General features: G+C 68.4%; 11 protein-coding genes. 4 read left to right on the plus strand and 7 right to left on the minus strand.

The features are described 5' to 3' along the window. A partial coding sequence (locus V6M56_RS06900; protein WP_332682370.1) for a multicopper oxidase family protein occupies positions 1-1355 on the plus strand: 1355 nt, incomplete at its 5' end. Positions 1356-1644: 289 nt separating this feature from the next. Here V6M56_RS06900 and V6M56_RS06905 read toward each other — a convergent pair. The 3 genes from V6M56_RS06905 to V6M56_RS06915 all read right to left on the minus strand — a co-directional run bounded on the left by V6M56_RS06905 (position 1645) and on the right by V6M56_RS06915 (position 6006). Then, positions 1645-1959, minus strand: a complete 315-nt coding sequence (locus tag V6M56_RS06905; protein WP_332682372.1) for a DUF1236 domain-containing protein — start codon at positions 1957-1959, stop codon at positions 1645-1647. A 332-nt stretch (positions 1960-2291) separates the two neighbouring features. Next, positions 2292-3854 carry an exopolyphosphatase gene (ppx, locus tag V6M56_RS06910; protein WP_332682373.1) on the minus strand — a complete coding sequence of 521 codons (1563 nt, stop codon included), beginning with the start codon at positions 3852-3854 and terminating at the stop codon, positions 2292-2294. Beyond that, entirely contained in the window at positions 3790-6006 is a 2217-nt protein-coding gene (locus V6M56_RS06915; protein WP_442881097.1) for an RNA degradosome polyphosphate kinase, read from the minus strand. Before V6M56_RS06915 ends, ppx begins: the two co-directional genes overlap by 65 nt. A gap of 382 nt (positions 6007-6388) precedes the next feature. On the opposite strand from V6M56_RS06915, the gene V6M56_RS06920 reads away from it, so the two are divergent. Further along, complete coding sequence (locus tag V6M56_RS06920) at positions 6389-7660, plus strand: acyl-CoA desaturase (protein ID WP_332682375.1); 1272 nt, start codon at positions 6389-6391, stop codon at positions 7658-7660. 2 nt (positions 7661-7662) lie between these two features. On the opposite strand, the gene V6M56_RS06925 is transcribed toward V6M56_RS06920, so the two are convergent. From V6M56_RS06925 to V6M56_RS06935, 3 genes are all read right to left on the minus strand, one after another. Further along, a complete protein-coding gene (locus V6M56_RS06925; protein ID WP_332682376.1) occupies positions 7663-8361 on the minus strand; it encodes a P-loop NTPase family protein in 699 nt (232 codons plus the stop codon). After that, a complete protein-coding gene (locus tag V6M56_RS06930) occupies positions 8348-9457 on the minus strand; it encodes an AI-2E family transporter (protein ID WP_332682378.1) in 1110 nt (369 codons plus the stop codon). The genes V6M56_RS06925 and V6M56_RS06930 overlap by 14 nt, the downstream gene beginning before the upstream one ends. Before the next feature lie 150 nt (positions 9458-9607). Next, a complete protein-coding gene (locus tag V6M56_RS06935; RefSeq protein WP_332682380.1) occupies positions 9608-10138 on the minus strand; it encodes a CDP-alcohol phosphatidyltransferase family protein in 531 nt (176 codons plus the stop codon). Between the two features lie 157 nt (positions 10139-10295). On the opposite strand from V6M56_RS06935, the gene purM reads away from it, so the two are divergent. Together purM and purN are read left to right on the plus strand one after the other, a co-directional pair. Further along, the gene (purM, locus tag V6M56_RS06940) at positions 10296-11366 is read left to right on the plus strand and encodes a phosphoribosylformylglycinamidine cyclo-ligase (protein ID WP_332682381.1); all 1071 of its coding nucleotides are present in this window, start codon (positions 10296-10298) and stop codon (positions 11364-11366) included. A gap of 17 nt (positions 11367-11383) precedes the next feature. Continuing rightward, a complete protein-coding gene (purN, locus tag V6M56_RS06945; RefSeq protein WP_332682383.1) occupies positions 11384-11986 on the plus strand; it encodes a phosphoribosylglycinamide formyltransferase in 603 nt (200 codons plus the stop codon). A gap of 127 nt (positions 11987-12113) precedes the next feature. Here the strand turns inward: purN and V6M56_RS06950 are convergent. Continuing rightward, positions 12114-12422 (minus strand): helix-turn-helix transcriptional regulator (locus V6M56_RS06950; protein ID WP_332682384.1); only part of this gene is annotated, 309 nt, incomplete at its 5' end.

Below are 12422 nucleotides of genomic sequence, written 5' to 3' on the forward strand. Positions count from 1 at the left end.
AAACCGCGATGGCCCCCGCCGCTCCGGCAATGGAGCCGGCGGCTCGCGATCTCGTCGCCGCCCCGGGCAAGGCGCGGCTGCGCCCGGCGCCGGCGGCCGAGACCGAGATCTGGGCCCTGGACGGCAGCACGCCGGGGCCGACCCTGCGCATCAGGCAAGGCGAGACGCTGCGGCTCAATCTGCACAACCGCACCGACAAGCCGCTCTCGCTGCACTGGCACGGCCTGCGTCACGACAACGCCATGGACGGCGTCGGCGGCTTCAGCCAGGAGCCGATCGCGCCCGGCGCACGCTTCGAATACCGGCTGACGCCCCGCGATTCCGGCAGCTACCTCTACCGGCCGCTGCTGCTCGGCGGCTCCTCGGAACCGGCCGGGCGCGGGCTTGCCGGCATGCTGGTCGTCGAGGAAAGGGAACCGCCGGCGGTCGATCTCGACCTGCCCGTGCTGGTCGGCGACTGGCTGCTCGGCGACGATCACAAGCTCCTGCCCTTTTCCGGCTCCGGACCGGAGGGCGCCGCGGCCGGCCGGCTCGGCAGCTGGCTCACGGTCAACGGCAAGCCGCCACCCGGGCGCGTCGCCCTGCCGCCGGGCTCCCGCGTCCGGCTGCGGCTGGCCAATGCCTGCAATGCGCGGATCATGCGGCTGCGCTTCGACGGTCTCAAGGCCTTCGTCGTCGCGGTCGACGGCCAGCCGACCGAGACCTTCGAGCCGGTGCGGGCGCAACTGCCCTTCGCGCCCGGAACCCGCTACGACGTGATCTTCGACATGCCCGAGGAGATCGGCGCGAGCGCCAGCGTGACGGCGCTGATCGGCCCCGGCCTGCAACTGGTGCGCTTCGTCAGCGAAACCGGCACCGCGAAGACGAACCGTGCCAGCGCCGACGCGATCACCGCGCTGGCGCCGAACCCGGCGTTGCCGGCGGCGGTGCGCCTGCAGGATGCGACCCGGGCCGACATCCTGATCGAAGGCGGCGCAAAGGGCGCAAAGATCGGGGCGGACAACAAACTCGATCTGGCCGGCCTCGACCTGGCGCGGCCGTGGAGCGTCAACGGCGCGATCGGCGATCCTCAAGCCAAGCCGCTGCTCAGCGTCCGGCGCGGCACGCCGCTGGTGATCGGCATCACCAACAAGACCGGGTTCCTGCAGCCGCTGCATGTCCATGGCCACAGCTTCCGGCTGCTGCATCCGCTCGACGATGGCTGGGAGCCCTATTTCCTCGACACGGTGCAGATTCCGGAAGGCAAGCGCCTGCACATCGCCTTCATCGCCGACAATCCCGGCCGCTGGCTGATCTCCTCGACGGTGCTGGAGCGCTTCGACCTCGGCCTCTGGACCTGGTTCGAGGTGACCTGAGCGGGCCGGAGCAGTGCACAATCCGGCACGAGCCCTTTCCGTTCAGGTGATTCCGGCCGAACGGAGCGCGCTAGAGTGGATTTCGATCTGACCGACCCGTCATTGCGAGTGCAGCGAAGCAATCCAGAAGGGCTCGCTCTACGTCCCCCTGGTTTGCTTCGTCGCTTCGCTCCTCGCAATGACGGAAAGGTGTTTCACTCAGCTCGAAATCCGATCTGGAGCACGCGCCCGCCCCGAAGCTGTCGAGGCAAGCGAGCGCCCCCCGACTTGAGAGGCGCTCGCCTCATGGTCATTCGATGATGTGAACGACGCGGCGGCTCGACGGCTCGACCAGCACCACGTTGTCATCGGTGTAGACGTAGCGGTACTTGCTGACCGTCGGACCCCAATCGTCCGGAACCTCCTGGAGCTCGACGTCGGCCGGCAGTGTCGCTCCCACTATGACCTTCTCCTTGATCATTGTGGGTTTGACCTTCTCCTTGACCACGTATTCCCTGATACGGGTCTGCTCGGGCTGGCCAATGGTTATGCTGACCTGGGCCAAGGCGGCGGCACTCACGGCCAGGACGGCCGCGACGCCGGATCCGAGAATGGTAAGCTTCATAGCTTGTCCTCCGCTTGCGCGCCGAGGGCCGGCGCGACTGACGAAAAACGCCATCCTGCCCTCAATGGTTCCGGTGCGCCTGCGATGCGGAATGGGCTCGGATCGAGCCCTTGCTGCCGCATGGCGGTGGGGCGCATATCGGGGGGACGACCGGCGCGGAACTCGCGCATCGTCCATAGGCGTGCTTCAGCATTCAGCCGGCAACATCAACGACATGACCATGGCCTCCCTGTCGAGGCGCAACGCCACCCGCAACGACAAAGTCGCAATGAGCGACCTCTCGGCCGCGCTCATAGCCCACCCCTCATCTACTGGGCAATTGAACCCCGAGCCTAGCGGATCTCGACCTCGCGGCCGAGCAGGCGGGCGAGCTGCTTCAGCCGCCCGGCGACGCGCTGGCTCGCCAGCGCGCGGAACTCCCGCGGCAGGCTCAGCACGAGGCGACGATCGACGCAGATAAGCGTCGTCTGCGACAGGATGCCGGGCATGCCGGCCGAGATCAGATAGGCGACGCGGAAGATCGCCGCGAGAACATGCGCGCGCTCGAGCACACGCGGCGTCAGCAGCCGCCGCAGCCCCTCGGCGGCCGGGGCGACGCCCTTCAGCCCGGCATAGCGGTAGAAGGCGGTCAGCGAGAGGAAGGCGCGCCCGGCATGGTCGACGCCGCTGAACGGGGCATGGGCGATGACGTTGAGGGTCTGCTCGCCGCGATAATCGGGATGGGCGCGCCAGCCGATGTCGGAGAGCAGGCAGGCGGCCGTTTGCAGGCGCTTCAGCGCCGGATCGTCGCCGGGATAGGCGCCGTCGAGCAGTTTCTCGGTCCAGGCGATCAGGTCGGCGGCGTGGCGCGGGTCGCGGGCGCGCAGCTGGTTGTAGTCCTGGGCGCCGCGCAGCAGCGCGTCGGCGGTCCGCTCCGACGTCGCCAGTTGTTCATGCATCAGCCCCTCGCGCACGCCGTGGGCCGAGATCACCACATTGCGCGGGCGGCCACGCTTGATCAGCTGATCGAGCACGAGGGCGCCATAGGCGAGCAGCGGCCGGCGGGCGGAGGAGATCGCCTCGATCGATTCGAGCATGGCGGCGTCGGCCCGCTCGACCAGGCGGACGAACTCGCTCGCCTCGCGCGCCGACACCGTGTAGCCGTGCATGACGTTGAGCGGGTAGCCCGACTGGCGCTGGTGCAGCGTCGCCAGCGCCCGCCAGGTGCCGCCGACGGCGAAGAAGTCGCGGCCGCGCATGGCAGCGAGCTGCGGATGATGGTCGAGATCGTCGCGGACGATCTTCTCGGCCGCCCTGATCGAGCTCTTCGAGCGGTCCATCAGGGCCAGCCCCCCGAGCGGCAGGCTGATGCCCTCCCCGACCGTGTCGCCGTCGACGGCGGCAAGCTCGAGCGAGCCGCCGCCGAGGTCGCCGACGACGCCATTGGGCCTGTCGAAGCCGGAGATGACGCCGAGCGCCGAGAGATAGGCCTCGCGCCCGCCCGAGATCAGCTCGATCGGCTGGCCGACGGCGGCCTCCGCCCTTGCGATGAAATCAGGGCCGTTGGAGGCGTAGCGCGCCGCCGCCGTGGCGATGACGCGCAATTGCGCGACATGCATCGCCTCGCACAGGATGCGGAAGCGCACCAGCGCGCCCAGCGCCTTGTCGACGGCGTCGGCGGCGAGCATGCCGGTCGTCGCGACCTGGCGGCCGAGCCCGGCCATCTCCTTCTCGTTGAAGACCTGTCCCGGCGCCCGCGACAGGTTCTCGTAGACGACGAGGCGGACCGAATTCGAACCGATATCGATGATCGCGACGGTATCGTCGAGGCTGAGGCGGCCCTGCGCCTGCTCAGGCCTTCTTGCCGGAACGGCGGGAAAGGCTGCGAGGGCTCGAACTAGAGAGGGATTTTCCACGACCTGACAGGCTCGGATTCGTCATGAAGTAATTATGGGCGTTGAACGACTCTTCGGCCGACGGCGGGACAATGCGGCGCGAGCCGCCATCGGGCAAGATGGTCCAGCTCTGTTCGTTGTCGAGAAAATTCGCCAGCATGATCTGTTCGAGCATCTGCTGGTGCACGGTGGGGTTGAGGATCGGCGTCAGCGCCTCGACGCGGCGGTCGAGGTTGCGCGGCATGAGGTCGGCCGAGGAAATGTAGAGCTTTGCCTTGGGAGAAGGCATGCCGTGGCCGGCTCCGAAGGCATAGACACGGGTGTGCTCGAGGAAGCGCCCGACGATCGACTTGACCCGGATATTGTCGGAGAGGCCGGGGACGCCGGGCCGGAGGCAGCAGATGCCGCGCACGACGAAATCGATCTGCACGCCGGCCTGGCTGGCATCGTAGAGGGCATCGATGATCTCGGGATCGACGAGCGAGTTGCACTTGCCCCAGATCGCGCCCCTGCGGCCGGCCCTCACATGCGCGACCTCCTCGGCGATGTCGTCGAGCAGGCGCTTCTTCAGGTCGACCGGCGAGACCGCCATGCGCTCGAGCTCGGCCGGCTCGGCATAGCCGGTGATGAAGTTGAAGATGCGCGCCACGTCCTGCGCCATCACCGGATCGGCGGTGAAGAAGGAGACGTCGGTGTAGATGCGCGCCGTGATCGGATGATAATTGCCGGTCGCGATATGGCAGTAGGTGACGAGCTGGCCAGCCTCGCGGCGCACCACCATCGAGAGCTTGGCATGCGTCTTGAGCTCGATGAAGCCGTAGACCACCTGGACGCCGGCGCGCTCCAGATCCTTGGCCCAGCGGATGTTCGCCTCCTCGTCGAAGCGGGCCTTGAGCTCGACCAGCGCCGTCACCGACTTGCCCGCCTCGGCCGCCTCGGCCAGCGCCTGCACGATCGGCGAGTTCGACGAGGTGCGGTAGAGCGTCTGCTTGATCGCCACGACATTGGGATCGCGCGCCGCCTGCTGCAGGAACTGCACGACGACGTCGAAGCTCTCATAGGGATGGTGGACGATCAGGTCCTTCTGGCGGATGGCGGCGAAGCAGTCGCCGCCATGCTCGCGGATGCGCTCGGGAAAGCGGGCATTGTAGGGCTTGAACTTGAGGTCCGGCCGGTCGACGCCGACGAGCTGCGAGAGCTCGTTGAGGCCGATCATGCCGTCGACGATGACGATCTCGTCAAGGTCGACCTTGAGCTCGCGCACGATCAGCTGGCGCAGATGGTTCGGCGTGCCGGCATGCAGCTCCAGGCGGATGACGACACCGCGGCGGCGCTGCTTCAGCATGGTCTCGAAGACGCGGACCAGATCCTCGGCCTCCTCCTCGATGTCGAGATCGGAGTCGCGGATGATGCGGAAGGAGCCGGTGCCCTTGACCTCGTAGCCGGGGAAGAGCTTGCCGATGAACAGCGAGACCAGATCCTCCAGCATGATGAAGCGCTGCAAGCCCTCGCGCGCCAGATCGGGCACCTCGATGAAGCGGTCGATCTTGCCCGGGACGCGGATCAGCGCGTCGAGCGCGCGGCCGTCGCTGATGCGCTCCAGCGCGAGCGCCAGGCTGAAGCCGAGATTGGGGATGAACGGGAAGGGATGAGCCGGGTCGATCGCCAGCGGCGTCAGCACCGGGAAGACATAGTGCAGGAAGCGATCCTCCAGCCAGATCCGCTCCTGCGGGCCGATATCGGCCGGCTTGAGCAGAACGATGCGGTTGTCCTGCAGGTCCTGCCTGAGCTCGACCCAGCGCGTCTGCTGATCCCGGGTCAGGTCCGAAACCGCGGCGCCCAGCGCGACGAGCTGCTCGGCGGGGCTCAGCCCGTCCTGGCTCGGCGTCACCACGCCGGCCTTGAGCTGCTCGCGCAGGCCGGAGACCCGGACCATGAAGAACTCGTCGAGGTTGTTGGCCGAGATCGACAGAAAGCGCAGCTGCTCCAGCAGCGGGTGGTTGCGGTTGGAGGCCTCCTCCATCACCCGGCGGTTGAACTGCAGCCATGACAGCTCGCGATTCATGAAACGCTGCGGCGACTGGCGCAGCGCGTGGTCCATGGTGAGCGCCGCGACCTCGGGCGCCGGCGTCGCCGCCCGTGAAGCCGCCGCTATGGCCAGATCCTGGTTCATTCGCCTTGCCCTCGCCGCCGCTCTTGCCACTGTCGATCCTGTAGCTGTCATCTATGTCGTTTTGCCGTCGGACCAGGAGCCGGATCCGATCAGATTGCCCAGCAATCCGACCGGCGCGTTCCCTGTGGCCGACGCGCCCCTCGTCAAGGCATCCTAGCGTAACGTTTCGATGACATTCGAGGTCCAATGCCAAGGTCCAATGCCATGAGCATGTCTCTCGACGGGGATCTCTCGGGGGCGCGTCATGCGATCCTGGCATGACCTGCGGCCCGCTGCCGCAATTGTAGCCAGATGGGCCCGGAAGCCTTGCGCCGACCCCTGCTCTCCTGTTTGGTCGCATGCGAATCCCGCATGCCGCACCAGACATTTCCAGAGAACGATCTTGTCAGAACCCTCTTCCGCCACCGACCATGACGACATCGTCTACCCTTCGGCCGTGCCCTTCGTACTGGCGCATCTGGCCTGTTTCGGCGCGCTCTGGAGCGGCGTGACCGCGGCCTCGCTCTGGCTCTGCTTCGGGCTCTACTGGCTGCGCATGTTCGCCGTCACCGCCGGCTATCACCGCTATTTCTCGCACCGTTCCTACAAGACCAGCCGCGCGATGCAGTTCATCCTCGCCTTCCTCGCCCAGAGCACGGCGCAGAAGAGCGTGATCTGGTGGGCCTCGAAGCACCGGCACCACCATCGCTTCGCCGACACCGAGCACGATGTGCACTCGCCGGTGCAGACCTCGTTCTTCTATTCGCATGTCGGCTGGATCTTCAGCCGCCAGCATCATGAGTTCGACGATTCCACCGTCTCCGACCTGACGCGCTTCCCGGAACTCGCCCTGCTGCACCGTTTCGAGCTGGCGCCGGCGATCCTGCTCGCCCTCGCCTGCTTCGCCATCGACGGCTGGCCCGGCCTGTTCGTCGGCTTCTTCGTCTCGACCGTGCTGGTCTATCACGGCACCTTCTGCATCAACTCGTTGGCGCATGTGCATGGCGACAAGCACTATGTCACCGGCGACGAGAGCCGGAACAATTGGTGGCTGGCGATCATCACCATGGGCGAAGGCTGGCACAACAACCACCACGCCTATCAGTACAGCGTGCGCCAGGGCTTCCGCTGGTGGCAGTGGGACCCGACCTATTATCTGATCCTCGGCCTCTCGAAGCTGCGCCTGGCCTGGGACCTGAAGGCGCCGCCGCAGGCGATCATCGACCGCTCGCAGGCCCTGCCGCCGCGCGTGATCGAGCGCTCGGCCGAGCGGCTGGCCGCCTCGGTGCCAGTCGACCGCATCGTCCAGGCGCTGCGCGAGGCCTATTCCAGCGCGCCGGGACTGCCGGAGCTGCATCTGCCCGAGCTCAACCTGCCGACGCTGACCCTGCCGGAGCTGCGCGAGGCGCTGGCCGCGCTGCAGGCCCGCGCCAGCGATATCCAGGCCCGCGCCGGCGAGCGCCTGCACGCCATGCAGCTCCAGGCCCATGAGGCCATGGCGCAGTGGCACATGCCGGCGCTGCCGAGCCGCGAGGAGCTGACCGAGAAGGCGGCGGCGATGTTCGTCAAGACGCCGTCGCTCGACGCCATCGCCGCCCGCGCGCACGACATGGTGCTGGAAGCGATCCACGCCCGGCTGATCGACGCGCCGACGGGTGCAGGCGCGAAGGCCTGAGCCTATTCCGGCGGGAACAGGCTGGCGGCGACCTCGCTCGCCATGGCCCGGGTGACGCGGCGGCCGCGCTCGAGCGAGAGCCGGTCGATGGCGTCGACCAGGTCGCGCGCGGCGGCGAAGGAACGCTCCATGCGCAGCGCCAGCGCCTCGATCGTGCCGGTGTCGACGATCAGCTGACGGTCGACGAAGAGCTTGACGAGCAGCGCCCGCAGCAGGGCGTCGTCGGGCGCGGCGATCTCGGCGGCGGGCGCGAGGCGCAGGCGCGAGAGCAGGTCCGGCACGCCCAGCCCCCATTGCTCAGGCGGCGTGCGCGCCGTCAGCAGGACGAAGCCGCCGCGGGCCTTGACGGCGTTGAGCAGGTGGAAAAGCGCCCGCTCGTCGAGCAGGCCGCCATCGCAATCCTCGACGACCAGCGCCCCGCCGGAGGCCAGATGCGGCACCTGGCCTTCGCCGATCTCGCTGGCAGGTATCGTCCAGGCATGGGCGCGCGCGGCCCAGATCGCGGCGAGATGGGTCTTGCCGGAGCCCGCCGGCCCGACCAGGCGCAGCCAGGCGTCCGGCCAGGCGGGCCAGCTCTCGACCAGCCCATAGGCCTGCTCGTTGGAGGGGCCGACGAGGAAGTCCTCGACACCGTGCCGGCTGTCGACCGGCAGGTCGAAAGCGAGCTGGCGCGGCCGGCGCGGCGGCTCAGCGCCCGGCATGGCGGCTCGGGCTGGTCTCGGCCGGCTTCTCGACGTCGCCGCCGTGATAGAGGTTGCTGCCGAGATATTGTCGCAAGGCGAAGCGCATCAGCACGCCGATGATGGCCGCCAGCGGCACGGCGAGCAGCAGTCCGACGAAGCCGAAGAGCGAGCCGAAGGCGAGCAGCGCGAACATCAGCCAGACCGGATGGACGCCGATCGAGTTGCCGACCAACTTCGGCTGCAGGATGTTGCCTTCGATGAACTGGCCGGCGGCGAAGACGCCGAGCGTCGCCAGCGGCATGGTCCAGTCCGGCCAGAACTGCACGATCGCGACGCCGACCGAGAGCACGAGCCCGGTCAGCGAACCCACAAAGGGGATGAAGGAGAGAAAGCCGCTGATGATGCCGATCAGCGCCCCGAAATTCACCCCGAGCAGCGACAGGCCGATCGCGTAGAAGAGGCCGAGCAGCAGGCAGACCAGCGCCTGCCCGCGCAGAAAGCCGGCGATCGCGGCATCCATCTCGCGCAGCAGGCCGCGGATGGTCTCGCGATGCTCGAGCGGCAGCCAGCCATCGACGGTCGTGACCATATAATCCCAGTCGACCAGCAGGTAGAAGGCGATGACCGGCGTCAGCACCAGCAGCGAGAACACGCCGATGATCGCCGTGCCGCCGGACCAGAGCGATTGCAGCAGGCCGCCGGCCCATTTGGTGGCCTCGCCGACGAGGTTGCCGAGCGAGCTCTGCGCGTCCGCGGCGAGCTTGGCCCCGCCGAAGCGCTCGAGCAGCGGCGCGCCGCGCTCCATGACCAACGCCTGCAGCTTCGCGGCGTCGGCCGGCAGGCGCGCCACCAGGTCGGCGAGCTGCTGGCTCAGCAATGGCACCAGCAGGACGAGGCCGAGCACGAAGACCAGCAGGAAGATGCAGAGGATGACGATGGTCGCCGCGAGCCGGCGCATGCCGAGCCGCTCCAGCCGGTCGGCCAGCGGATCGAGCAGATAGGCCAGCGCCAGCGCCGCGATGAACGGCAGCAGCACGTCGCGCAGAAGCAGCAGGGCCAGGATGACGGCCGCGAGCGCGAGCGCCCAGAAGGCCAGTTGACGCTGAAAACTCATCCGCCCGTCCTGTACCCGTCCCAACGTGCTTTCCGTGTGACCGGAATCGGCCGAACGGTCAGGCTTCGCGCCAACTCACCATGCTGGAGCATGTTTCGACCGGCCAGCCCGGCACCCCGAGAATAAGCGCGTCCCGGCCGGGTTCCAAGCTCACGCCGCCATGTGGCGCAGCCAGAAGGCGAGGTAGGCTGCCATCGAACCGACCGTCAAGAGCGCGACGGCGAGCTGGGCGACCGGGATCGCGGCGCCGATGTCGAGCCCGAAGGCGCGCGAGCCCAGCATCAGCGCCGCGAACATCAACTGCGCCGCCGTGTTGAGCTTGCTGACCACGAAGGGCGCGATCTCGACCGGCTTCGCCATCAGCCAGGACAGGATCACGGCCGTGACGATCATGATGTCGCGCGAGACCACCAGGATGACGAGCCAGGCCGGCACCGCGCCGACCAGAGCCAGCGTGATGTAGATCGAGACGATCAGCGCCTTGTCGGCGACCGGATCGAGATAGGCGCCGAGCTCGCTTCCCATATCGAAGCGCTTGGCGATGAAACCGTCGATCGCGTCGGAGACGCCCGCTGCCACGAACAGCACGAAGGCCGCCAGCCAGCGTTCGTTGATGATCATCACGATCACCAGAGGGACGAGGATCAGTCGGCCGATGGTGATCAGGTTCGGAAGCGTCATCGCCAGGATCTGTCGCCACGATTCGTCGCCGGGATTACGACTGAAGGCTAATCCATTCGCTGGACAACTGCGAAACGCTTTCCGGGAAGGGCTGCTCCCGGCTTGCCAGCCGGGCCGCCCTTGCCTATCGCTCGCGGCAAAGCAAGGAGCGCGGTTCATGACCAAGACAGGCGGCAACGGGCTGACCTATGCGCAGGCAGGCGTCGACATCGATGCCGGCAACGCCATGGTCGACGCGATCAAGCCCCTGGTGCGCTCGACGAGACGCCCGGGCGCCGATGCCGAGATCGGCGGCTTCGGCGGCCTGTTCGACCTGAAGGCGGCCGGCTTCTCCGACCCGATCCTGGTCGCCGCCAATGACGGCGTCGGCACCAAGGTGAAGATCGCCATCGAGAGCGGCCGGCATTCGACGATCGGCATCGACCTCGTCGCCATGTGCGTCAACGACCTCGTCGTGCAGGGCGCCGAGCCGCTGCTCTTCCTCGACTACTACGCCACCGGCAAGCTCGACCCCGCCGCCGGCGTCGAGATCGTGCGCGGCATCGCCGAGGGCTGCCGCCAGGCCGGCTGCGCGCTGATCGGCGGCGAGACCGCCGAGATGCCGGGCATGTATGCCGACAAGGACTACGATCTTGCGGGCTTCGCGGTCGGCGCGGCCGAGCGCGGCTCGCTGCTGCCGCGCGCCGATCTGGTCGAAGGCGACGTCGTGCTCGGCCTACCCTCCTCCGGCGTCCACTCCAACGGCTACTCGCTGGTCCGGCGCATCGTCGCGCTCTCGGGACTGGGTTGGGACGCGCCGGCGCCGTTCGAACCCGGGACCAGCCTGGCGGAAGCGCTGCTGACGCCGACCCGAATCTACGTCAAGCCGCTGCTGCAGGCGCTGAAGGCGGCGCCCGGCATCAAGGCGCTGGCGCACATCACCGGCGGCGGCTTCCCCGACAACATCCCGCGGGTGTTGCCCGACCATCTCGGCGTCACGCTCGACCTCGCCACGATCCCGGTGCCGCCGGTGTTCGGCTGGCTCGCCAAGGTCGGCGGCGTCGCCGAGCGCGAGATGCTGCGCACCTTCAACTGCGGCATCGGCATGATCGTGGTGGCCGAGGCCGCGCAGGCGGACGCCGTCACCGCCGCCCTGCGCGAGGCCGGGGAGCAGCCCGTCCGCCTCGGCGAGGTCGCCGTGCCCGGCAGCGACGGCCAGGTTGCCTATCGCGGGAAGCTCGGCCTGTGAGCGAGGCGCCGCGGCGAATGCGCACCGCGATCCTGATCTCCGGCCGCGGCTCGAACATGGTCGCGCTGATCGAGGCGGCGCAGGCCGCCGACTTCCCGGCCGAGATCGCATTGGTTGCCGCCAACCTGCCGGAGGCCGGCGGCCTGGAGCGGGCGCGGCTGGCCGGCATTGCGACGGCTGCGGTCGACCACCGCCCCTTCGGCAAGGACCGCGAGGCCTTCGAGCGCAAGCTCGACGAGGTGCTGCGCGTCAACCAGATCGAGCTCATCGCGCTCGCCGGCTTCATGCGGGTGCTGACGCCCTGGTTCGTGACACGCTGGCAGGGCCGGCTAATCAACATCCACCCTTCCCTGCTGCCGCTGTACCGCGGCACCCACACCCATGCCCGCGCCCTCGAGGCCGGGGCCACGGAACATGGCTGCACGGTGCATTTCGTCGTGCCCGAGCTCGATTCCGGCCCGATGATCGCGCAGGCGAAGGTGCCCGTGCTGCCGGGCGACGACGAGGCGAGCCTGTCTGCGCGTGTGCTCGAGCAGGAGCACCTGCTCTATCCGGAGGCGCTGAAGCTGGTCGCTTCCGGCGAGGTCAGGCTGGAAACTGGGGCGGCGGCCGGCGGCTAGCGCCCTGGCCTCGTTCTCGGACGGAGCGAAGCGCAGATCCGGGAATCTCGTGACGAGAAGGCGCCGGCCGGCGCCTCGCGGCCTGAGATGCTCGGGTCGAGCCCAAGCATGACGTCGCTACGCGCCGCTACTGCACCATCGCCGCCGGCTGCTCCAGCGCCCGCCGGGTCGCGATCTCCTGCTCTTCCTTCTGCCAGCGGCGGAACAGGTCGGCCCGCCTGGCCGGATAGCGCTCCTCGCGCGCCGTCAGCTCGGCGATCCGGTCCGTCCGGAAATGGCGGAAGGCCTGGCGCAGCTCGCACCAGGCGATGACCATGCGCACGCGTTCGAAGAAGGTCAGGCCGATCGGCCAGATCACGCGGCTCGACGGGTTGCCGGCCTCGTCGCGATAGCTGATCTCGAGCTTGCGGCCATTGCGGATCGCTGCGCGGACGGC

The organism is Allobosea sp. (genome assembly GCF_036675845.1).
In the GTDB taxonomy this organism is placed as follows: domain Bacteria; phylum Pseudomonadota; class Alphaproteobacteria; order Rhizobiales; family Beijerinckiaceae; genus Allobosea.